This is a genomic window from Mesorhizobium sp. WSM4906 (genome assembly GCF_029674625.1).
Classification (GTDB): domain Bacteria; phylum Pseudomonadota; class Alphaproteobacteria; order Rhizobiales; family Rhizobiaceae; genus Mesorhizobium.
The window spans coordinates 2,036,200-2,057,500 of sequence record NZ_CP121355.1; the positions used below are offsets into that span (position 1 = coordinate 2,036,200).

Sequence of the window (21,301 nt, forward strand, 5' to 3'; positions counted from 1 at the left end):
CGATGAGTTCCTTCAAGGCAGCGGCAGTGCAGATGCGTTCGGGCACCAGCCCGGAGCGCAACGCGGCCGATATGGAACGGCTGGTGCGCGAGGCAGCTCACCAGGGCGCAACCTATGTGCAGACGCCGGAAATGACCGGCGCGCTCGTTCGCGACAAGCAGGCGGGCGCCGCCGCCTTCACCACCGAGGACAAGGACGTCGTCGTTTCGACGGCGCGGAAACTGGCCAAGGAACTCGGCATCTATCTGCATGTCGGCTCGACGGCCATCCTGCGCACCGACGGCAAGCTTGCCAACCGGGCGTTCCTGTTCGCGCCCGATGGCGCCACGGTCGCCAGTTACGACAAGATCCACATGTTCGATGTCGACCTCGACAACGGCGAAAGCTGGCGCGAATCCGCCTCCTATGAGCCGGGAACGGAGGCCGTCGTCACCACGATCGCCGGCGCAAGGCTGGGTTTCGCCGTTTGCTACGATCTGCGCTTCCCGCAGCTGTTCCGCTCCGAGGCGCTGGCAGGGGCGGAGGTGCTTTCGGTGCCTGCCGCCTTCACCCGTCAGACCGGCGAGGCGCACTGGCATGTGCTTCTTAGGGCGCGCGCGATCGAGAACGGCGCCTATGTCATCGCCGCCGCGCAAGGCGGCCTGCATGAGGACGGCCGCGAGACCTACGGCCATTCGCTGATCGTCGATCCGTGGGGCCGCATCATCGCCGAGGCCGCGCATGACGAGCCGGGCGTGATCGTCGCCGAGATCGACCCCGCACAGTCGGCCGCCGCGCGCCGCAAGATCCCCAATCTCAAGAACGCGCGCGATTTCACCGTCAATGCCGGCGAGGGCGAGGCGCCGCGTCTGAAGGGTGCAGCCTCTTGATCCGCTTTTCGCTTATCTGCGAGCACGAGCACGAGTTCGAAGCCTGGTTTCGCAGCAATGACGACTTCGATACGCAGAAGAAGCGCGGCTTCGTCGACTGCCCGATCTGCGGCTCGCATAAGGTCGAGAAGGCATTGATGGCGCCGGCCGTCTCCACCTCGCGCAAGCAGGAAAAGATGGCCTTAGCCATGGGCGAGGCGCAGAAGCAGGCTTTGACGCAGCTCAAGGCGCTGGCCGACAAGGTGCGCGAGAACGCCGACTATGTCGGCGACAAGTTCGCCGAGGAGGCGCGCAAGATCCATTTCGGCGAAACCGATCCGCGCGGCATCTATGGCGAGGCGACGCCGGAGGAGGCGCAAAGCCTCGCCGAGGACGGCGTCGAATTCATGCCGATCCCGAGCTTTCCGGAGGATAGGCACTGAGCGAGGTTAACTCAGGCTTCCGATCAGCCTTTCCAGCAATTTCGCCAATATCTCCCGGTCTTCACGCGTCAGGCCAGCGAGGATTTGATGCTCATTCGCGACGTGAGCGGTGAGCGCCTCTTCGATGAGCTCTAGGCCTTTCGCGGTGAGCTGGACAACGATGCCGCGCCGGTCGCTGGGATGTGGCGCGCGCTGGATCAGGCCGGCTTTCTCCAGCCGGTCGAGCCGGGCGGTCATGGCGCCGGATGTGACCATCGTCGCCTCGTAGAGCTCGGTCGGCGTCAGGGCATGGGGCGCGCCGGAGCGGCGCAACGTCGCCAGCACGTCGAATTCGCCGGACTGCAGGCCGAAGCGGGCAAAGAGCGGCGCGAGGCGGTCGCGCGCGATCAGCGAAGACGCTTCGTTCAGGCGGCCGATCACTCCCATCGGCGAGACGTCGAGGTCCGGCCGCTCCTTTTGCCACTGCTCGATCGCTCTCGCCGCACGGTCCATGTGCCTCACCGCAAAGTATCTTGACATTAAGAATCTTTTTGTTATGTTACCTCAAGTTGGAGTGGCCGCCAAGCGCGACCTCGCAGCGACAGGATCATTTCTATGAAACTTCTCTGGGATTCGGCACTCGGCCTTCTGATCGTCACCGGAGGCTTGCTCGGCATGACGCTGCCTTTCGGCAAGCTTGCGACCGCAGCCGGCGTGCCGGCCATGGTCTGGGCCTTCGTCATCTCGCTCGGCGCCGGCGGCGTGCTGCTGGCGGCGCTGTTGCTGCTTGGCCAGCGCATCCGGCCGACAGCGCGCAAGCTGCGCTATTTCTTCGTCACCGCGGCGGCGTCCTATGCCTTTCCCAATCTTTTGATGTTCTCGGCCATCCCGCATCTCGGCGCCGGCTATACCGGCATCATGTTCACGCTGTCGCCGGTCATCACGCTGGTGTTCTCGATCCTGCTCGGCGTGCGGCGGCCCAACCTGCTCGGTGTCATCGGCATTGCCGTCGGCTTTGTCGGCGCAGTCATGGTGGCACTTACGCGCGGCGAGGCCGGTCAGCCGGCCGATTACTTCTGGGTGGCGATCGGCCTGCTGATCCCAGTCAGCCTCGCCGCCGGCAACATCTACCGCACGGTCGACTGGCCCGAGGATACCGGCCCGATCGAGCTCGCCGTCGGCAGTCATCTGGCGTCGGCAACCTTGCTTCTCCTCGGCATACTGACGCTGTTCGGCTGGCAGGCGTTCGCTCCGCTCGGCGGCGTGCCGCTGGTGGTCGCCGGGCAGGTGGCGTCGGCTTCGGCGATGTTTGCCTTCTTCTTCCGGCTGCAGGCGGTCGGCGGTCCGGTCTATCTCAGCCAGATCGGCTATGTGGCGGCAGCGGTCGGTCTCTTTGCCGGCACGATCTTCCTCGGCGAGAGCTACCAGCTGCTGACCTGGCTGGGGGCTGCCATCATCACTGCCGGCGTGTTCATCACCACCAAGGCGCAGAGCCTGCCAAGCATGAAGATGCAAAGCCAGGCGGCGTAAGGGAACGAGCGCTTCAGCCGGCCGGTCAAACCGAGGCCTTTTCGGCCAGCACCATGTAGTTGACGTCCATGTCCTTGGACTTCTGCCAGCGGTCGGCCAGCGGATGGTAGATCACGCCGGTGCGGTCGATGACCGTCAGCCCCGCCGCGCCAAGCGCCTTTGCCAGTTCCTCGGGCCGCACCAGCTTGCCGAACTGATGGGTGCCGCGCGGCAGCCAGCGCAGCACGTATTCGGCGCCGATGATGGCAAGGCCAAGCGCCTTCAGCGTACGGTTGATGGTGGCGACGAACATGATGCCGCCTGGCCGGACCATCTGGCCGCATTTGGCGACGAACAGATCGACATCGGCCACATGCTCGACCACCTCCATGTTGAGGATGACGTCGAATGTCTCACCGGCGTCGGCAAGCGCCTCGGCCGTGGTGGCGCGATAGTCGACGCTGACGCTCGCTTCCGCCGCGTGCAGCTTGGCGACCTCGATGTTGGTGGCCGAGGCGTCGGCGCCGACCACCTCGGCGCCAAGCCGGGCCATCGGTTCGCACAAAAGTCCGCCGCCGCAGCCGATGTCGAGGAAGCGCAGGCCCTCGAAGGGCCTGGCTGCCCGCGGATCGCGACCGAAGCGCGTGGCGACCTGATCGCGGATATAGGCAAGCCGCACAGGGTTGAACTTGTGCAGCGGCCGGAACTTGCCGTTCGGATTCCACCACTCGGCGGCAAGGGCGGAAAAGCGCTCGACTTCTCCGGCATCGATGGTCGATCGGCGGGGCTCTGGCATAAGGCGGGTCTCCTCGAACGCTGGGAAGTCGGGGAACGCTAGGAAGTCGGGTCCCCGGCACAGAAAGTCAAGGCAGGTTTTTTTCCACTGCTGGCAAGGAGGAGGCCGGGCAGCCACGCTTTCCCGGCAAAGACCGCCGCTGTTTGTCAGTACGTGGCGGCTTGATAGGTCCCGCGCTGAAACAGGACCGGCTTGCGAGCGAAGGGCATGATTGCTGTTCGCTTTCCAGGACGGGAGATGGCTGGAGTCTGAAGGGACAGGCGGCGTTCCTGCAGGAGGGCGCGCCGTGTGGCCTCTCCTATGAGATCGACTGCGATGCCGGATGGCTGACCCGCGCCGCGTGCGTGGCGGGGCTTTTCGGCGGCGATACGCTAAATTATCGGTTCGAGAGGCTTGACGACGGCGGCTGGACGCTCAACGGCAAGGAGCAGGCACAGGTGGCCGGCCTTGTCGACCTCGACCTTGGTTTCACACCCGCCACGAACCTGCTGCCGATCCGACGCCTCGGTCTCAGGCCCGGCATTCAGACGCCCGCTCCCGCGGCCTATCTGGCCTTTCCCGAACTGAGGCTTGAACGTCTCGACCAGACCTATCGTCGCCTCGACGACTCCCGCTATGCCTATGCCGCGCCGGCATTCGGCTACGACGAGGTGCTCGAGGTCGCGCCGTCCGGCTTCGTTGTCGACTATCCAGGCCTTTGGACGACCACCGCGCTGCGCTGAAACCCTTCAAGCGCCAGACGGCTCGAACCTCGACAGCGCGACCGCGGCGTGACGCATCTCGACGCTTGCCGGTTCGATCGCCCGCATGGCCTCGCAGTCGCCGATCTCGGCCATGATGCGCCCGGCGGCGGCGAGAGCCTGCTCGCGGCTCTGCCAGCGTACGACGTCGATCCAGCCTCCATCCTCGCGCTTGCCGAGATGATGGCTGAGAAAACCGGGTTGGCGCGCGAGCCAGTCGGTGACGGCGCCATTTTGGGCGACAAAATCGGCCGCGGCCTCCGGCTTGAGGCGGAAGCTGACGATTTCCAGCGTCTCGGTCATGAGTTCCTCCATGCGATTTCTCAGCCTTATCGCATTGCGGCGCAGGAATCTGTCAGGAGACCTCATGGCCGGCCAAAGCCTCTTCTCCCGCGCCCTCGCTTGCGAAGCTTTGATGTTTTGGCTAAGGAGGCCGCGCATTTCCGCGGCTCGGCCTTGCCGGGCGCTTCGTTCCGTTCCGGCCTCAAGCCGGCTCAATCAAAGGCATCTCGCTTCCATGGCGCGCATCGTGATGAAATTCGGCGGAACTTCGGTCGCCGACATCGCCCGCATCCGCAACGTGGCGCGCCATGTCAAACGCGAGGTCGATGCCGGTCACGACGTCGCCGTGGTGGTTTCGGCCATGGCCGGCAAGACCAACGAGCTGGTCGCCTGGACGCGCGAGGCTTCGCCCATGCACGATGCGCGCGAATACGACGCCGTCGTCGCCTCGGGCGAGCAGGTCACCGCCGGCCTGCTGGCGATCACACTGCAGAACATGGGCGTCCATGCCCGCTCCTGGCAGGGCTGGCAGATCCCGATCAAGACCGACAACGCCCACGGCGCCGCGCGCATCCTCGATATCGACGGCGCGTTCCTGATCAAGCGCTTCGGCGAGGGCCAGGTTGCAGTCATCGCCGGTTTCCAGGGCATCGGCCCGGACAACCGCATCGCCACACTCGGCCGCGGCGGCTCCGATACCAGCGCGGTGGCCATTGCGGCGGCGGTCAAGGCCGACCGCTGCGACATCTACACCGATGTCGACGGCGTCTACACCACCGACCCGCGCATCGAGCCGAAGGCCCGCCGGCTGGCCAAGATTTCGTTCGAGGAAATGCTCGAAATGGCCTCGCTCGGCGCCAAGGTGTTGCAGGTGCGGTCGGTCGAGCTTGCCATGGTGCACAGGGTGCGTACCTTTGTGCGGTCGTCCTTCGACGATCCCGACGCGCCCGGAATGGGGGATTTGCTCAATCCGCCCGGAACGCTCATTTGCGACGAGGAAGAGATCGTGGAACAGCAGGTCGTCACCGGAATTGCCTACGCCAAGGACGAAGCGCAGATTTCGCTGCGCCGCGTCGGCGACCGCCCCGGCGTTGCCGCCGGCATCTTCGGCCCGCTGGCCGAGGCCAACATCAATGTCGACATGATCGTCCAGAACATCTCCGAGGACGGCAAGTTCACCGACATGACCTTCACCGTGCCTTCCGGAGACGTCGACAAGGCGCTGGCCGTGCTGGAAAGGCTGAAGGCCGATGTCGGCTACGACGTCGTGCAGTCGGAAGCCGGCATGTCGAAGGTCTCGGTCATCGGCATCGGCATGCGAAGCCATGCCGGCGTCGCGGCCACCGCCTTCAAGGCGCTGGCCGACAAGGCGATCAACATCCGGGCGATCACGACATCCGAGATCAAAATCTCGATACTGATCGACGGTCCCTACACGGAACTTGCAGTTCGTACTTTGCATTCCGTCTACGGGCTCGATAAGCAATAGCAAGAACTGAGTCAGTTGTTGCGTGAGCGCCGGCCGCGGGAGAAACTGCGGCGGGCAGTGTGTCCATTGGAGAAGAAGCCGCGATGCGTGACACGGCCGGTGGCCCGCGCGTTCTGCTGAAACGGCTCCGCGAGCTCATGCAGGAGCCGCTGGAGCCGCAGGAGCGGCTCGACCGTATCGTGCGCGATATCGCCTCCAACATGGTCGCCGAGGTGTGCTCGCTCTATGTGCTGCGCGCCGATTCGGTGCTCGAGCTCTACGCCACCGAGGGTCTCAACCCCAATGCCGTCCACCTGGCGCAGCTGAGGCTCGGCCAGGGCCTGGTCGGCACAATTGCCGCCAGCGCGCGGCCGCTCAATCTCTCCAACGCGCAGGAACATCCGGCCTTCGCCTACCTGCCGGAGACGGGCGAAGAGATCTACAACTCCTTCCTTGGCGTGCCGGTGCTGCGGGCGGGACGCACGCTGGGCGTCCTGGTGGTGCAGAACAAGACCATGCGCCACTATCGCGAGGACGAGGTCGAGGCGCTGGAAACGACGGCGATGGTGATCGCCGAAATGATCGCCACCGGCGATCTCTCCCGACTCACCCGTCCCGGATTGGAACTCGATCTCAGCCGCCCGGCCAGCTTCACGGGGCTTTCCTTCAACGACGGCGTCGGGCTCGGCCATGTCGTGCTGCACGAGCCGCGCATCGTCGTCACCAACCTGTTCAACGAGGACAGCGAGGAGGAGGTCCGCCGCCTCGACCGGTCGCTCGGTTCGCTGAGGCTCTCCATCGACGACATGCTGGAGCGTCGCGACGTCGCCTTCGAGGGCGAGCATCGCGAGGTGCTCGAGGCCTATCGCATGTTCGCCAACGACCGCGGCTGGGTGCGCCGGCTGGAAGAGGCGATCCGCAACGGCCTGACGGCGGAAGCCGCGGTCGAGAAAGTGCAGAGCGACATGCGCGCCCGCATGCTGCACATGACCGACCCTTATCTGCGCGAGCGGATGAGCGATTTCGATGATCTCGCGAATCGACTTTTACGCCAGCTGATGGGACGCGGGCCGGAGGATGTCGCGGCCTCGTTGCCCAAGGACGCCATCATCGTCGCCCGCTCGATGGGCGCCGCCGAACTGCTCGACTACCCGCGCGACAAGCTGCGCGGCCTGGTGCTGGAGGATGGTGCCGCGACCAGCCATGTCGTCATCGTCGCGCGCGCCATGGGCATCCCGGTCGCAGGCCAGGTGAAGGGCGCCGTCTCGATGGCGGAAAATGGCGATGCCATCATCGTCGACGGCGAGGAAGGCACAATCCACCTGCGTCCGCAGTCCGACCTCGAAGCCGCCTATGCCGAAAAGGTCCGCTTCCGGGCGCGGCGGCAGGAGGTCTACCGGGAGCTGCGCAAGAAGCCGTCGCTGACCAAAGACGGCATTCAGGTCGATCTCCTGATGAATGCGGGTCTTGCGGTCGACCTGCCGCAGCTTTCGGAATCGGGGGCGGCCGGCATCGGCCTGTTCCGCACCGAGTTGCAGTTCATGGTCGCCTCGACCTTCCCGCGCGCCGAGGCGCAGGAGCGGCTCTACCGCGACGTGCTCGACGCGGCGGGCGGCAAGCCGGTCACCTTCCGCACCATCGACATCGGCGGCGACAAGGTGCTGCCCTATTTCAAGGGCGCGGTGCAGGAGGAAAACCCGGCGCTCGGCTGGCGGGCGATCCGGCTCACCCTCGACCGCCCGGGCTTGCTCAGGACCCAGATCCGCGCGCTGCTCAAGGCTTGCGGCGGACGCGAGCTGAAGCTGATGCTGCCGATGGTGACCGAGCTTTCGGAAATCGCGCAGGCGCGCGAGATCATCGATCGCGAGGTCCGGCACCTGTCGCGCTTTGCGCATCATTTGCCGACCAGCCTCAAGCTCGGGGCGATGCTGGAGGTGCCGTCGCTGCTGTTCCAGCTCGACGAGCTGATGAAGGCGGTCGACTTCGTTTCGGTCGGCTCCAACGACCTTTTCCAGTTCATCATGGCGGTGGACCGCGGCAACACACAGCTTGCCGACCGGTTCGACACGCTGTCGACGCCGTTCCTGCGCGTGTTGAAGACGATCGCCGATGCCGGCGCGCGCAACCACACCCCGGTGACGCTTTGCGGCGAGCTGGCCGGCAAGCCGATCTCGGCGATGGCGCTGATCGGCCTCGGCTTCCGCTCGATCTCGATGTCGCCGGCTTCGATCGGCCCGGTCAAGGCGATGCTGACCGAGCTGCCGCTGCAGGAGCTGGAAGCCTTCTTCAAGGACAATCTGATGGCGCCCGCCCTGGGGACGCCGATGCGGGCGCTGCTGCAGGCCTTTGCCGACGATCGCTCCATTCCGCTATAGCATTTTGCCATGATCAACCTGCCCCGCGACCGCATGGATCAAGTCGTCAAGCGTTTCGACATGCTCGAGGCGCAGATGTCGGCCGGGCCGTCGGCCGATGCCTATGTCAAAATGGCGTCGGAATATGCCGACATCCAGGAGATGGTGGGCAAGATCCGGGCGCTGCGCGCGGCCGAGCAGGAACAGACCGACCTCGAAGCGATGCTTGCCGACAAGGCCACCGACGCCGACATGCGGGCGCTGGCCGAGGCGGATCTGCCGGAGGTGGAGCAGCGCATCGAGGCGCTGCAAAAGGACATCCAAATCCTGCTACTGCCCAAGGATGCCGCCGACGACAGGAACGCCATCCTCGAAATCCGCGCCGGCACCGGCGGCGACGAGGCTGCATTGTTCGCCGGCGATCTGTTTCGCATGTACGAGCGCTATGCGGCCTCGCGCGGCTGGCGTTTCGAGATCGTTTCGGCCAGCGAAGGCGAAGTCGGCGGCTACAAGGAGATCATCGCTTCGGTGTCGGGCAAGGGCGTTTTCGCGCATCTCAAGTTCGAATCCGGCGTGCACCGCGTGCAGCGCGTGCCGGAAACCGAGGCGGGCGGGCGCATCCATACCTCGGCGGCGACGGTGGCGGTGCTGCCCGAGGCGGAGGAGGTCGATATCGATATCCGGCCCGAGGACATCCGCATCGACACGATGCGTGCTTCAGGCTCCGGCGGCCAGCACGTCAACACCACCGATTCGGCGGTGCGCATCACCCATTTGCCGACCGGCATCATGGTGGTGCAGGCGGAAAAGTCTCAGCACCAGAACCGGGCGCGCGCCATGCAGATCCTCAGGGCCCGGCTCTACGACCTCGAACGCAGCCGCGCGGATGAGGAGCGCTCGGAGTCGCGAAAGTCGCAGGTCGGCTCGGGCGATCGGTCGGAGCGCATCCGCACCTATAATTTCCCGCAGGGGCGGGTCACCGACCACCGCATCAACCTCACCCTTTATAAGCTCGACCGGGTGATGATGGGCGAGCTCGACGAGGTGATCGATGCGCTCATCGCCGACCATCAATCGAAGCTGCTCGCCGACATGGGCATTGATGGCTGAAGTGCTGCCCCGCGCGCTCGGGCCGCTGCTGCGCGCGGCGCGGGCGCGGCTCACCGCCGCCGGCATTGCCGATCCGGCGCTCGATTCCAGGCTGATCGTCGAGCATTTTTCCGGAACCACCCGCGCCCAGGCCATCTCAGAGCCCGGTCATCCGGTCGATGCAACGGCTTTGGCCGCGGTCGAGGCGGCCCTGAGGCGTCGCGTCGCAGGCGAGTCGGTGCACCGCATCCTCGGCTACCGCGAATTCTATGGGCTGCGGCTGGTGCTGTCGCCGGACACGCTGGAGCCGCGCCCGGACACCGAGACGCTGGTCGACACGGTCCTGCCCTTCGCCAAGGCAACGGCCGAAAGGCTCGGCGAATGCCATATCCTCGACCTCGGCACCGGAACCGGCGCCATCGCGCTGGCGCTGCTCAGCGCCGTTCCGGCCGCGACCGCCACCGGCGTCGATATTTCCCACGGTGCGCTGGCGACCGCCACGCGGAACGCCGAGGATCTGGGGTTGGGCGGGCGCTTCCAGGCCTTGCATTCCGACTGGTTCGAAAAAGTTTCGGGCCGATACCATTTAATTGCCGCGAACCCTCCCTATATACCCAGTCGAGACATTGGAAATCTGCAGGACGAGGTCCGCGATTTCGATCCACGCCGGGCCCTTGATGGTGGTGTGGACGGTCTGGTCCCCTACAGGATCATCGCCGGAGAGGCGGAAGGGTTTCTGGAAGCACAGGGCAAGGTAGCGGTCGAGATCGGCCATACGCAGCAAAGCGAGGTCACTTCGATCTTCGCCGCAGCCGGCTACAGGCTGGCGGAAGCGCGGCGCGATCTCGGCAGAAACGACAGGGTGCTGGTGTTTGAGCGTTGAATGAGCGTTGAAACCCCTGATGCAGTGCGAAAAAACGCTTGGCAACATTAGGGAATGCAGCTAGGTTCCCGCTTGACCGGATGAGACGAAGCAGGCAGTGCTCTTAGCGATTCGGTTTTCCTTGGAAATAGCTGCCTCCTTGTGCAAACGACGCCCACGCTTCGTGCGGGAATCGTCCGGCAAGTGATGTAACCGGAACAGGATGGCACGTGGCGCCAACGCAATCTATGCGGGCGAACGCCGGTGAAAGAACGAAACGGTCGGCTGCATGAGCGCCACCGTTCGCGAAGAGTTTTAGAAAATTCACATGAAGAGAGTCGAATGAGGCCACAACAGCAGAACAGGCGCATGCGCGGTCGCAACAACAATGGCGGCGGTGGCAACCAAAACCGCAAGGGACCCAATCCCCTGACGCGCAACTACGAGAGCAACGGTCCGGACGTGAAGATCCGCGGGTCGGCTCAGCAGATCGCCGAAAAATACGCCGCACTCGCCCGTGACGCGCAAAGCTCCGGCGACCGGGTGATGGCGGAGAACTATCTCCAGCACGCCGAACACTATAATCGCATCATCGCCGCCGCGCAGGCGCAGATGCCGATCCAGAACGCCGCCCAGCAGAATCGTGACGAGTTCGACGACGACGTCGATGAGGATCGCGACGAGTTCGATACCGTGGGCAACGCCAATTCCGGCGATGCCGCGGCGAACGGCTCCGGGCCGCAGCCTGTGATCGAAGGCACGCCGGCAGAGCTCGGCTTCAACCAGGAAAACGGCCGCGACAACAACAGGCGCGACAATAACGGCCGCGACAGGCACCGCGACCGCCGCAATGGCGGCTATGGCCAGTACGGCCAGAATGGTCAGCGGGGCGACAATGGACAGCGCGACGGGGGCCAACGCGGCGAACATGGCGGCCAACAGTTCGACCAGAACCGCCGCAACGAGGCACAGGCACAGCCGGAGGCTTCCGCAGAAGGCGCAGCCGAGCCGGCTCCGCTGTTCGACAGTTTCTCGCCGGCGGGCATTGCCGCCCAGGCCGAGCGCAACGAAGCCGGCACCGACAATGGCGGCGGGCGTCGGCAGAGACGTCCGCGTCGCGGTCGCGGTAATGCCGAGCAGGGCTATAGCGCCGAGCAGGGCAATGCCGACCGCGGGGACAGCCCCGCCGATGACAGCAACGCCGCGGACAACGGCAACGACGCGGTAGCCGCTGCCGCCGAACAGGCAAGTGCGGCGCCGAGCGAAAGCGTTGCCAGCGAGCCGGCAGGCGGCACCAGCGAACCGGCGGTCGCCGACGTAAATAACTGATCCCGGCAACCGGACCGGTCCATTTCAGGCCATTCGAACGGCGGAGAGAAATCTCCGCCGTTTTCGTTGTGGGCATCTAAAGCGCGTCGTGCAGAAGCAGACTCAGGCGACGCGCCTTAGGCCTTTGCTTTATGCATGTCGTTTTCCCAAAACCGCCGCGCACTTTTTGGGCGACATGCACTAGAATATTCTGCTTTGACCGGCGTCAAGGCGTCTTGAGAGACTTGGGCCCATACACCATATCTCGGCTGAACAGGGCTCGGCTCGAATGAGCGGGTCCGTCACCGCAATCTGATCCGGTGCCGCAAAGCGGGCCGGTGACGGAAGGAGACACATATGAATATTGAGAAATATTCCGAGCGCGTGCGCGGTTTCATCCAGTCCGCGCAAACCATGGCGCTCTCGCGTAACCACCAGCAATTCACTCCCGAACATATGCTCAAGGTGCTCGTCGATGACGACGAGGGTCTTGCCGCGTCGTTGATAGAGCGCGCCGGCGGCCGTGTCCGCGACGTCAAGCTCGGCGTCGAGGCGGCGTTGGAGGCCATGCCCAAGGTCGAAGGCGGCAACGGCCAGCTCTACCTCGCCCAGCCGCTCGCCAAGGTGTTTTCGACCGCCGAGGAGCTGGCCAAGAAGGCCGGCGACAGCTTCGTCACCGTCGAGCGGCTGTTGCAGGCGCTCGCCATGGAAAAGTCGGCCAAGACCGCCGACATCCTGGCCAAGGCCGGCGTCACCGCGCAGGCGCTGAACCAGGTCATCAACGACGTCCGCAAGGGCCGCACCGCCGATTCGGCCAATGCCGAGCAGGGCTACGACGCGCTGAAGAAATACGCCCGCGACCTGACCGCGGATGCCCGCTCCGGCAAGCTCGACCCGGTCATCGGCCGCGACGACGAGATCCGCCGCACCATCCAAGTGCTGTCGCGGCGCACCAAGAACAATCCGGTGCTGATCGGCGAACCCGGCGTCGGCAAGACGGCGATCGCCGAAGGCCTGGCGCTGCGCATCATCAATGGCGACGTGCCGGAATCGCTGAAGGACAAGCAGCTGATGGCGCTCGACATGGGCGCGCTGATTGCCGGCGCCAAGTATCGCGGCGAGTTCGAGGAGCGGTTGAAGGCCGTGCTCAACGAGGTCACCTCGGCCAACGGCAACATCATCCTGTTCATCGACGAGATGCATACGCTGGTCGGCGCCGGCAAGGCTGACGGCGCGATGGATGCGTCCAACCTTCTGAAGCCCGCGCTGGCGCGCGGCGAATTGCACTGCGTCGGCGCGACCACGCTCGACGAATACCGCAAGCATGTCGAGAAGGACGCCGCGCTTGCCCGCCGCTTCCAGCCGGTCTTCGTCGACGAGCCGACGGTCGAGGACACCGTCTCGATCCTGCGCGGCCTGAAGGAGAAATACGAGCAGCACCACAAGGTGCGTATTTCCGACTCCGCGCTCGTCTCGGCCGCGACGCTTTCCAACCGCTACATCGCCGACCGCTTCCTGCCGGACAAGGCGATCGACCTGGTCGACGAGGCCGCGTCGCGGCTGAGGATGCAGGTCGATTCCAAGCCCGAGGCGCTGGACGAGATCGATCGCCGCGTCATGCAGCTCAAGATCGAGCGCGAGGCGCTGAAGGTCGAGAAGGACGAAGCCTCGAAGGACCGGTTGGCAAAGCTGGAGAAGGAGCTTGCCGACCTCGAAGAGCAGTCGACCGAGCTGACCGCGAAGTGGCAGGCGGAAAAACAGAAGCTCGGCCTTGCCGCCGACCTGAAGAAGCAACTCGACGAGATGCGCAACGAGCTGGCGATTGCCCAGCGCAAGGGCGAGTTCCAGCGCGCCGGCGAGCTTGCCTATGGCAAGATCCCGGAGCTGGAGAAGAAGCTCAAGGAGGCCGAAGCCCAGGACGGCAAGGCCGGCATGGTGGAAGAGGTGGTCACCCCCGACCATGTCGCCCATGTCGTGTCGCGCTGGACCGGCATTCCGGTCGACAAGATGCTCGAGGGACAGCGCGAGAAGCTGCTTCGCATGGAAGACGAGATCGGCAAGCGCGTCGTCGGCCAGGGCGAGGCGGTGCAGGCCGTGTCGAAAGCGGTGCGTCGCGCCCGCGCGGGCCTGCAGGATCCGAACCGGCCGATCGGCTCGTTCATGTTCCTTGGACCCACCGGCGTCGGCAAGACCGAGCTGACCAAGGCGCTCGCAAGCTTCCTGTTCGACGACGAGGGCGCCATGGTGCGCATCGACATGTCGGAGTTCATGGAGAAGCACTCGGTCGCCCGGCTGATCGGCGCGCCTCCCGGCTATGTCGGCTATGAGGAAGGTGGCTCGCTCACCGAAGCGGTGCGGCGCCGGCCATACCAGGTCGTGCTGTTCGACGAGATCGAGAAGGCGCATCCGGATGTGTTCAACGTGCTCCTCCAGGTGCTCGACGACGGCCGGCTGACCGACGGTCAGGGCCGCACGGTCGACTTCCGCAACACGCTGATCGTCATGACCTCTAACCTCGGCGCCGAATATCTGGTCAATCTTCGTGACGACCAGGACGTCGATGCCGTGCGCGACGAGGTGATGGGCGTGGTGAGGGCCTCGTTCCGTCCGGAGTTCCTCAACCGCGTCGACGAGGTGATCCTGTTCCACCGGCTGCGCCGTCAGGACATGGACCGCATCGTCGAGATCCAGCTCAAGCGGCTGGAAAACCTGCTCATCGACCGCAAGATCGAGCTGTCGCTCGATCACGACGCGATCGAATGGCTGGCGTCCAAGGGCTACGATCCGGCCTATGGCGCAAGACCGCTGAAGCGGGTGATGCAGAAGGAACTGCAGGACCCGCTGGCGGAGAAGATCCTGCTCGGCGAAATCCTCGACGGTTCGACCGTCAAGGTCACCGCCGGCTCCGATCGTCTGAACTTCCGCTCGAAGCCGACCGTGGTGGCGACCGAAGCCGCCGCCTGATTCGAGCCGGAGTGCATCCACAAGAGCGCGTCGCACCGGATCGGTGCGGCGCGCTCTTGCTTTTTGCGCTCTTGCTTTTTGACGGGGCCATACCGCAAAACCGACACAGATCTCGGTTATCGGAAGGGGCGCGATTCCAGTGAAGCTCGAGGACTATAACGGCTTCTGTGCCTCCCTCCCGGCCACGACGCATGTCGTGCAATGGGGCGGCGCCCATGTCTGGAAGGTCGGCGGCAAGGTGTTCGCGATCGGTGGCCACGACCGCCAGGGCGAAGTCTTCGTCACCTTCAAATGCTCCGACATGGCCTATGACGTGCTTAAGGAACAGCCGGGTTGCCGGCCCGCCCCCTATCTCGCCTCGCGCGGCATGAAATGGATCCAGCGCCAGACAAGCCAGAGCGTGGATGATGCAGCGCTGAAGGACTATTTGCGCGAAAGCCACCGCCTGGTCGTGCTGAAGCTGACGAAACTGGTCCGCAGCGAACTGGGACTGCGCTGACATTCGGTTCGGGATCATGGTGAAACGCCGGAAATCCGCCATCTTCATGCCCGGTTCATGTTGGAACCTTAATTTTGGTAACTGGTTTGGCGGCAAGAGATTCGGTTGCCAAGACCCTAGTCGCCCGGAGAGCCCGACCCACATGCTGCGCACGATCTTTTCCCTTTCGGCACTCGCGGCCGGGCTGGTTTCTTCTGGCGCGCTCGCGGCGCCGGGTCTGGAAGGCGCGCAGAAGGCGGTTCGACCCGCTCAGCACGGCGCGCTCCTGCTCGCCCAGGACGGCAATATCGACATCTACTACGACGCCAGGGGCAACCGGGTGCTGGTCGATGCCGACACCGGCAAGGTCATCGCCATCCAACCGCCGCAGAGCAGGCTCGACCGCCGGGCGCTGCGCCGCCAGCTGCGGATGCAGGAACTCGGACGCGCGCCGGTCGAGGACGACGACCGCTATTATCTCGACAATCCCGACGACATGGCCCGCTTCCGCCGCAAGCAGCTGGAAGAGAACGGCAGGGTCATTCCGCCGCCGGTCGACGAGAACGATCCTTATGGCGACAATTCCGTCGAGGCTTATCCGCCGGCCCCGAATGACGAGGGTTACGCCACCACCTATCCGGAGGCGCCGAAGTCGGACACCATCAGGCGCCAGCCGCTGAACGAGGCGTCGATCGAACCGCAGCCAGGCCAGGGGGATGTTCTGCAGACCAGCCCGGAGACCGCCCTGCCTCCGGACACCGGCGGCAAGGCCACCGTCGATCCGTCGCTGTCGCTCGGCGTTCGCCAGGACGTGGCCGAACTTCAGGTGCTGCTCGATCGCGCCGGCGCTTCGCCCGGCGTCATCGACGGGCGCTTCGGCTCCAATGTCGACAAGGCCTTGGCCGCCTATAACCAGATCACCGGCAGCAATCTGAAATCGACCGACGCGGTCGGCATACAGTCGGCACTTGCCCAGTCCGGCGGAGACGCCTTCGCCTCCTACACGATCACGCCCGAGGACGCGGCCGGCCCCTATGTCGCCTCGATCCCGGAAGATTACAGCCAGAAGGCCAAGCTGGACCGCATGGGCTACACCTCGGTCACCGAGGCGCTCGCCGAACGTTTCCATATGGACGAAGGCTATCTGAAGTCGATCAACAAAGGGCTCGACTTCAACCGCCCCGGCACGATCATCAAGGTCGCCAATTTCGGCAAGCTGGTGTCGACGCCGGTCGCCCGCATCGTTGCCGACAAGGACAAGAAGGAAGTTTTCGCCTATGAGGCGGGCGGCAAGCTGGTCGCGGCCTATCCGGCCACCATCGGCTCGGCCGACACGCCGTCGCCCACCGGCATACACACCGTGTCGCGCATCGCGCTCGACCCCAATTACACCTACAACCCCAACATCAATTTCAAGCAGGGCCAGAACGACAAGATCCTGACCATCCCGCCAGGGCCGAACGGTCCGGTGGGCTCGGTCTGGATCGCGCTCGACAAGCCGACCTACGGCATCCACGGCACGCCCGATCCCTCCAAGATCGGCAAGACCGAAAGCCATGGCTGCGTGCGCCTGACCAACTGGGACGCGCGCGAACTCGCCAAGCTGGTGTCGCCGGGCGTCACCGTGGAATTCGTCGGCGGACCAACGATCGCGGATGTCGGCGGGACCTCAACCGACGATTTTACGCAGCAATGAGCCGCGCAGCGCGGCGGCATAGATCAGCTGCACGAGCAGGATGAAGGCTATGCTCGCCAGCGGGGTGACGAGGCAAAGTGCCGTGCCGATCGCCCAAAGGGTCTGCGCCTTGACGATGCGCTGATAGACGGTGCGCCGCGTTTGCGCATCGACATCCTCAGCCAGCATGCCGTTCCTGTCGGCGTACCACCAGCTTGCGAACAGCGTGGCGCCGAGCATCAGAAGATTCAGCCAGTAGATGACCACCGCGACCCTGAATTCGAGGAAATCGGCCAGCAGGTCGGTGGAGAACGGCAAAAGGGCGATGAAGGCGAGAAAGCAGAGATTGAGCGTCGCGAGTCTCCGGTCCGATTTTGCGATAAGGCCATGCTGCGCCTGCTGGCCGAACCAGAAGATGGTCAGCGTCAGGAAGCTCAACGCGTAAGTCAGGAAACGCGGCGCGAGCGCCACGATAGCCGCAAGCAACTCGCTCTCCGAATGCACCGCTTCATGCGACGGCACCCTGATTTCCAGCACGATCAGGGTCAGCGCGATGGCAAAGACGCCGTCGGTTATACCGACGATGCGCCCACGCCCTTCGGCTGACGGTTCGAGCGGCCGCTTCATGGCTTCCCCCTTTTGCCGCAAGTTCCGGCGACGGGCCGGAACCTAGCACGCAACGCTTCGTTTGCATCATGATTGCCATCTCGCTGGCCATGGGGCCAGTGCAACCTGGTTTCAAAACAGCGATCCTCTGGCAGGTTGTTGCGCACGCGCCGGAGAGCTAAGCAGACATTCATGGCGTCCTCGAACGAAACCACCGCCGATTCGCTTTCGACAGCCCAGCGCGCGAATGGGACCTTCTGCCCGCAGACGCGGCGCAAGTTCGTCCTGGTCGCGGCGATCCTTGCCTCGGCGCTCGGCTTCATCGACGGCTCGGTCCTGGCGATCGCCATGCCTGCGCTGCGCGTCGATCTCGGCGCCAGCCTGGCGGAGGCTCAGTGGATTTCCAACGCCTATGCGCTGACGCTTTCGGCGCTGATTCTGGCGGGTGGTGCGGCCGGCGACCGTTTCGGCCTCAGGCGGGCTTTCGTGATCGGCATCGCGCTCTTCATCGCCTCCTCGCTCGCCTGCGCGCTGGCACCCGATCCGGCGGTACTGATCGGCTTCCGTGCCATCCAGGGCATCGGCGCCGCCATCATGGTGCCCGGCAGCCTCGCCATCATCGCCAAGGCCTATCCGAAAAAAGAACGCGGCCGGGCGATCGGCATCTGGGCGGCCGCTTCGGCGCTGACGACGGCGCTTGGTCCGGTGCTTGGCGGCTTCGTGCTTTCGACCTTCGGCAATGGCGTCTGGCGCGCGATATTTGCCGTCAACCTGCCGCTCGGACTGATTTCTATCTATCTGCTGCTCGCCAAGATACCGGCCGACCAGCCGACCGAAAAGCGCAGCCTCGACCTCGGGGGCGCCGCGCTTGCCACACTCGCCTTCGGGGCGCTGGCCTACGGGCTGACCGCAATGAACGCCGAGGGCGGCGGGATGATGTCCGGGCCGGCCATCGTCGCCGGCGTCGTCCTGCTTGTGGTCTTCATCTTCTACGAGCGCTGGCAGCGTGAGCCGATGATCGATCTCGGCCTGTTTCGCATCGGCGCGTTCGCCGGCGCCAATCTCGCGACCTTCTTCCTCTATTTCGCGCTGTCGGCGAACCTCTTCTATCTGCCGATGGTCCTGATCGCGGGCTGGGGATTGAGCTCGGCCGAAGTCGGCTTCATCTTCCTGCCGCTGTCGGCATCGATCGCGCTGCTGTCGGGCCCGGTCGGCCAGTGGTCCGACCGGATCGGCCCGCGCCTGCCGATCGCTGCCGGCAGCTTCGTCGTTGCCATCGCCTTTGCGGGCATGGCCCTGCTCGCCCAGGCCGGCATCCACAATTTCTGGACCGGGACCTTTCCGCTGATGGCCGTGATGGGGCTCGGCATGGCGCTCGTCGTGTCGCCGCTGTCGACGGCGGTCATGACCTCGGTCGAGGACAAGGACACGGGCGCCGCATCAGGCATCAACAACGCCGTCTCGCGCGTCGGCGGGCTGATCGCGGTGGCCGCCATGGGGTCGCTCGCGGCTTTCGTCTATGCGCGATCGACCGGCAGCCCAGCCGGCATCCCCGGTTTCGGCGAGCCGCCCACGTCCGCACTCGCGGCCAATCTCGATGCGTTGAGGATTGCGGCAAGCGATTCGGCTTTTGCCGCGGTTGCCGCCGTCACGGCGTTGCTTTGCCTGCTGTCGTCGATCATCGCCTGGTTCACCGTGCCTGGACAGGCGCTGCCTTGGCCGCAGCGAACGGATGATTCGCGCGGTTAAAGCCTGTCGCTCAGTTGGGAAGCTGCGAATCGGTCTTGGCGCTGGCCACCTTCAGCGAATTTCCGTCTTCTTGCTTGAGCAGGTCGTCGATGCGTTCGCGCTCTTTTTTGAAGGCGACGAGATCGTCGCCCTTCAGCACTTTGCCGACCGGCAGGCGGACGCGCATCGAATCGACCTTGGTGCCGTTGACGATCAGCTCGTAGTGAAGGTGCGGGCCGGTGGAGAGGCCGGTCTGGCCGAGATAGCCGATGACCTGGCCCTGCCGGACATGGACGCCAGGCTCGATGCCTTTGGCGAAAGCGCTCTGGTGATTGTAGGAGGTTTCATAGCCGTTGGCGTGGCGGATGATGATCTGCTTGCCGTAGCCTCCGGCCCAGCCGGCCTTCTCGACCACGCCATTGCCGGCGGCAATGATCGGCGATCCTATCGGAGCGGCCCAGTCGGTGCCGGTGTGCATGCGGACATAGCCGAGGATCGGGTGCCGCCGTGCGCCGAAGCCGGAGGTGAAGCGCCCGTTGGGCAGCGGGTTGCGCAACAGGAACTGCTTGGCGCTGCTGCCGTTCTCGTCGAAATAGTCGGTACTGCCGTCCTGCATCTGGAAGCGGTAGAAATTCCGCATCTGTCCGCCGAAGTTGGCCGAAACGTAGAGAAGCTCGGAATTGTCGGAAGTCTGGTCGTCGCCGTCAGGCTGCGAGAACAGCACTTCCAGGCGATCGGAAGGCGAAAGCCGCGACTGGAAATCGACGTCGGAGGCAAGAAGCTTGATCAGCTTCTGCGTCATCGATTTCGACATGCCGTAGGAATAGGCGGCACGATAGATGCCGTCATAGACATTGGGCAGATTGCCGCGCACCACCACCGGCGGCGAATCATCGAATGCCGTCAGCAATTCGGGATTGGGCTCCGGCTCCTGCGCCGGCACCAACTGCCCGCGATCGTCCAGCGCGATGGTCACGATGTGCGTGGCGCGGTCGTAAACGCTGGTGCGGACTACCTTGGCGATGTCGCCGCGCACCTCGAGGCCGACGCGCAGCACCGTTCCCGCCTTGAGCGCCGTCGCGTTCAGGAGCTTGCCGATCGCTTCCGCCATGCCGGTGGCGTCGTCGCCGGTGTAGCCCGAATCAGCGAAGGCCTCGGCGATGTCCGTATCCTGGGTGAAAGGGATGATTTCCTCGGCAAAAGCCGGCGCCTGGTCGTCCGTCGTGGCGCGCGCCGACACCGAGACGTTCTCTGGCGTGATCTTGACGTCGTACGAGCCCGCCATGCTCTCGGCGAAAGCGTCGCCGAATCGTTGCGGGTCGACATAATGAAGCGCCGCCACCTGGACGGCGCCGTCGCTCAAGCCGCTGCCGGCTTCGCGCACCACCTTTTCCACCTCGTCGGCGGAGAGGTCGCTCTTTTCGTCGAAGGACGCCGTCTCGATCGGAAAATTGACCGTCTTCAGGCTCATCTCGCTTTCGACCTTGGCGCCGTAGATCTGACCGGCGACCGCGGCGGCGGTGGCCGGCGGGGCATTGTCGTCGCCGTCTTCGCCGAAGACCTGCAACGGGTCGAAGGGCGGATAGGGGCGGTTGGTGGTGTGGCCGGCCGCAAGTGCCATCTTGATCTGCACGAAGGGCATGGTGTGGATGACGTCGCGGTCGCCGACCTTGGTGACCATGGACACTTCCATGCGCCGGCGGTCCTTGGCTCTTGCTATCTGGCGCGGCGCGACCAGCCTGGTGGTTTTGGCCTGCTCGCCTGAATCGTCGCCGCCGCTGGCAAGGTTGATGAGCTCTGCGATTTCCGGCGGGGTCGCCAGCTGCTGGCGGCCGTCAAGCGCCGCGAACAGAGCCACGCCCATCAACACGCTCGAAGTCACGCCGGTGAGGAAAGTGCCCGAGAGCCAACGCGCCGAGACTTCGCGGCGGTCAGGCGGACCGCTGCGGCCATCCGCGATCAGCGGCGGCTCGTTGCCGAGTTCGGCTATGACATCTTCCGTGTCTGGCATCCAGAAAGGCTGCTTCTTCCCCGGGCGGAACGGCTTGTCGTTGTTTGTTCGCGGCCATGACATTTGCCTGTCGCGGCCGTTGAAGTCAAACGAAGCGGCAAGCCTGGGCCGTTATCCCCACTCACACGTCTCTTACAAACGGTGCTCTTGTCGTCTGTTGT

General features: G+C 64.8%; 18 protein-coding genes. 13 read left to right on the forward strand and 5 right to left on the reverse strand.

Annotation, left to right across the window (positions count from 1 at the left end; all coding sequences use genetic code 11):
* The first annotated feature begins 2 nt into the window (after positions 1-2).
* Together QAZ22_RS09680 and QAZ22_RS09685 are read left to right on the forward strand one after the other, a co-directional pair.
* The gene (locus QAZ22_RS09680; protein WP_278206512.1) at positions 3-869 is read left to right on the forward strand and encodes a carbon-nitrogen hydrolase family protein; all 867 of its coding nucleotides are present in this window, start codon (positions 3-5) and stop codon (positions 867-869) included.
* A complete protein-coding gene (locus tag QAZ22_RS09685; RefSeq protein ID WP_278206513.1) occupies positions 866-1,291 on the forward strand; it encodes a DUF1178 family protein in 426 nt (141 codons plus the stop codon). Before QAZ22_RS09680 ends, QAZ22_RS09685 begins: the two co-directional genes overlap by 4 nt.
* A gap of 6 nt (positions 1,292-1,297) precedes the next feature.
* On the opposite strand, the gene QAZ22_RS09690 is transcribed toward QAZ22_RS09685, so the two are convergent.
* Positions 1,298-1,783: a MarR family transcriptional regulator gene (locus QAZ22_RS09690; protein WP_278207808.1), complete on the reverse strand. Its 486-nt coding sequence runs from the start codon at positions 1,781-1,783 to the stop codon at positions 1,298-1,300.
* Between the two features lie 102 nt (positions 1,784-1,885).
* On the opposite strand from QAZ22_RS09690, the gene QAZ22_RS09695 reads away from it, so the two are divergent.
* Complete coding sequence (locus QAZ22_RS09695; RefSeq protein ID WP_278206514.1) at positions 1,886-2,800, forward strand: DMT family transporter; 915 nt, start codon at positions 1,886-1,888, stop codon at positions 2,798-2,800.
* A gap of 25 nt (positions 2,801-2,825) precedes the next feature.
* Here the strand turns inward: QAZ22_RS09695 and ubiG are convergent, their stop codons facing one another.
* Positions 2,826-3,575, reverse strand: coding sequence for a bifunctional 2-polyprenyl-6-hydroxyphenol methylase/3-demethylubiquinol 3-O-methyltransferase UbiG (gene ubiG / locus QAZ22_RS09700; RefSeq protein ID WP_278206515.1), 750 nt, complete (start codon positions 3,573-3,575; stop codon positions 2,826-2,828).
* Between the two features lie 161 nt (positions 3,576-3,736).
* On the opposite strand from ubiG, the gene QAZ22_RS09705 reads away from it, so the two are divergent.
* Entirely contained in the window at positions 3,737-4,297 is a 561-nt protein-coding gene (locus QAZ22_RS09705; RefSeq protein WP_278206517.1) for a putative glycolipid-binding domain-containing protein, read from the forward strand.
* A gap of 6 nt (positions 4,298-4,303) precedes the next feature.
* Here QAZ22_RS09705 and QAZ22_RS09710 read toward each other — a convergent pair whose 3' ends face one another.
* On the reverse strand, positions 4,304-4,618 hold the full coding sequence (locus QAZ22_RS09710; protein WP_278206518.1) for an antibiotic biosynthesis monooxygenase: 315 nt from the start codon (positions 4,616-4,618) through the stop codon (positions 4,304-4,306).
* A 214-nt stretch (positions 4,619-4,832) separates the two neighbouring features.
* Here QAZ22_RS09710 and QAZ22_RS09715 point away from each other — a divergent pair, with 214 nt between their 5' ends.
* The 8 genes from QAZ22_RS09715 (at position 4,833) to QAZ22_RS09750 (ending at position 16,816) form a co-directional block, all read left to right on the forward strand.
* Positions 4,833-6,086, forward strand: a complete 1,254-nt coding sequence (locus QAZ22_RS09715; RefSeq protein WP_192257662.1) for an aspartate kinase — start codon at positions 4,833-4,835, stop codon at positions 6,084-6,086.
* 83 nt (positions 6,087-6,169) lie between these two features.
* Positions 6,170-8,440 carry a phosphoenolpyruvate--protein phosphotransferase gene (ptsP, locus tag QAZ22_RS09720; RefSeq protein ID WP_278206520.1) on the forward strand — a complete coding sequence of 757 codons (2,271 nt, stop codon included), beginning with the start codon at positions 6,170-6,172 and terminating at the stop codon, positions 8,438-8,440.
* 9 nt (positions 8,441-8,449) lie between these two features.
* The gene (prfA, locus tag QAZ22_RS09725; protein ID WP_278206522.1) at positions 8,450-9,529 is read left to right on the forward strand and encodes a peptide chain release factor 1; all 1,080 of its coding nucleotides are present in this window, start codon (positions 8,450-8,452) and stop codon (positions 9,527-9,529) included.
* On the forward strand, positions 9,522-10,391 hold the full coding sequence (prmC, locus tag QAZ22_RS09730) for a peptide chain release factor N(5)-glutamine methyltransferase (protein WP_278206523.1): 870 nt from the start codon (positions 9,522-9,524) through the stop codon (positions 10,389-10,391). Before prfA ends, prmC begins: the two co-directional genes overlap by 8 nt.
* A 321-nt stretch (positions 10,392-10,712) precedes the next feature.
* Complete coding sequence (locus QAZ22_RS09735) at positions 10,713-11,699, forward strand: DUF4167 domain-containing protein (protein ID WP_278207809.1); 987 nt, start codon at positions 10,713-10,715, stop codon at positions 11,697-11,699.
* A 336-nt stretch (positions 11,700-12,035) separates the two neighbouring features.
* Positions 12,036-14,642 carry an ATP-dependent chaperone ClpB gene (clpB, locus tag QAZ22_RS09740; protein WP_278206524.1) on the forward strand — a complete coding sequence of 869 codons (2,607 nt, stop codon included), beginning with the start codon at positions 12,036-12,038 and terminating at the stop codon, positions 14,640-14,642.
* A gap of 139 nt (positions 14,643-14,781) precedes the next feature.
* Complete coding sequence (locus tag QAZ22_RS09745; protein ID WP_278206525.1) at positions 14,782-15,141, forward strand: MmcQ/YjbR family DNA-binding protein; 360 nt, start codon at positions 14,782-14,784, stop codon at positions 15,139-15,141.
* Between the two features lie 142 nt (positions 15,142-15,283).
* Positions 15,284-16,816 (forward strand): L,D-transpeptidase family protein, encoded by a 1,533-nt coding sequence (locus QAZ22_RS09750; RefSeq protein WP_278206526.1) that lies wholly within the window; start codon positions 15,284-15,286, stop codon positions 16,814-16,816.
* Here the strand turns inward: QAZ22_RS09750 and QAZ22_RS09755 are convergent.
* Entirely contained in the window at positions 16,790-17,422 is a 633-nt protein-coding gene (locus QAZ22_RS09755) for a TMEM175 family protein (protein ID WP_278206528.1), read from the reverse strand. The genes QAZ22_RS09750 and QAZ22_RS09755 overlap by 27 nt on opposite strands.
* A gap of 171 nt (positions 17,423-17,593) precedes the next feature.
* Here QAZ22_RS09755 and QAZ22_RS09760 point away from each other — a divergent pair, with 171 nt between their 5' ends.
* On the forward strand, positions 17,594-19,150 hold the full coding sequence (locus QAZ22_RS09760; protein WP_278206529.1) for an MFS transporter: 1,557 nt from the start codon (positions 17,594-17,596) through the stop codon (positions 19,148-19,150).
* A gap of 10 nt (positions 19,151-19,160) precedes the next feature.
* Here the strand turns inward: QAZ22_RS09760 and QAZ22_RS09765 are convergent, their stop codons facing one another.
* Complete coding sequence (locus tag QAZ22_RS09765) at positions 19,161-21,140, reverse strand: M23 family metallopeptidase (protein WP_278206531.1); 1,980 nt, start codon at positions 21,138-21,140, stop codon at positions 19,161-19,163.
* Positions 21,141-21,301: the final 161 nt, after the last annotated feature.

Coding starts and splice junctions, on each gene's coding strand:
- QAZ22_RS09680 (WP_278206512.1), top strand. CDS start 3: ATGAGTTCCTTCAAGGCAGCGGCAGTGCAGATGCGTTCGGGCACCAGC.
- QAZ22_RS09735 (WP_278207809.1), top strand. CDS start 10,713: ATGAGGCCACAACAGCAGAACAGGCGCATGCGCGGTCGCAACAACAAT.
- QAZ22_RS09755 (WP_278206528.1), bottom strand. CDS start 17,422: ATGAAGCGGCCGCTCGAACCGTCAGCCGAAGGGCGTGGGCGCATCGTC.
- QAZ22_RS09765 (WP_278206531.1), bottom strand. CDS start 21,140: ATGCCAGACACGGAAGATGTCATAGCCGAACTCGGCAACGAGCCGCCG.
- prfA (WP_278206522.1), top strand. CDS start 8,450: ATGATCAACCTGCCCCGCGACCGCATGGATCAAGTCGTCAAGCGTTTC.
- QAZ22_RS09690 (WP_278207808.1), bottom strand. CDS start 1,783: ATGGACCGTGCGGCGAGAGCGATCGAGCAGTGGCAAAAGGAGCGGCCG.
- clpB (WP_278206524.1), top strand. CDS start 12,036: ATGAATATTGAGAAATATTCCGAGCGCGTGCGCGGTTTCATCCAGTCC.
- QAZ22_RS09750 (WP_278206526.1), top strand. CDS start 15,284: ATGCTGCGCACGATCTTTTCCCTTTCGGCACTCGCGGCCGGGCTGGTT.
- QAZ22_RS09715 (WP_192257662.1), top strand. CDS start 4,833: ATGGCGCGCATCGTGATGAAATTCGGCGGAACTTCGGTCGCCGACATC.
- ptsP (WP_278206520.1), top strand. CDS start 6,170: ATGCGTGACACGGCCGGTGGCCCGCGCGTTCTGCTGAAACGGCTCCGC.
- QAZ22_RS09710 (WP_278206518.1), bottom strand. CDS start 4,618: ATGACCGAGACGCTGGAAATCGTCAGCTTCCGCCTCAAGCCGGAGGCC.
- QAZ22_RS09760 (WP_278206529.1), top strand. CDS start 17,594: ATGGCGTCCTCGAACGAAACCACCGCCGATTCGCTTTCGACAGCCCAG.
- QAZ22_RS09695 (WP_278206514.1), top strand. CDS start 1,886: ATGAAACTTCTCTGGGATTCGGCACTCGGCCTTCTGATCGTCACCGGA.
- ubiG (WP_278206515.1), bottom strand. CDS start 3,575: ATGCCAGAGCCCCGCCGATCGACCATCGATGCCGGAGAAGTCGAGCGC.
- prmC (WP_278206523.1), top strand. CDS start 9,522: ATGGCTGAAGTGCTGCCCCGCGCGCTCGGGCCGCTGCTGCGCGCGGCG.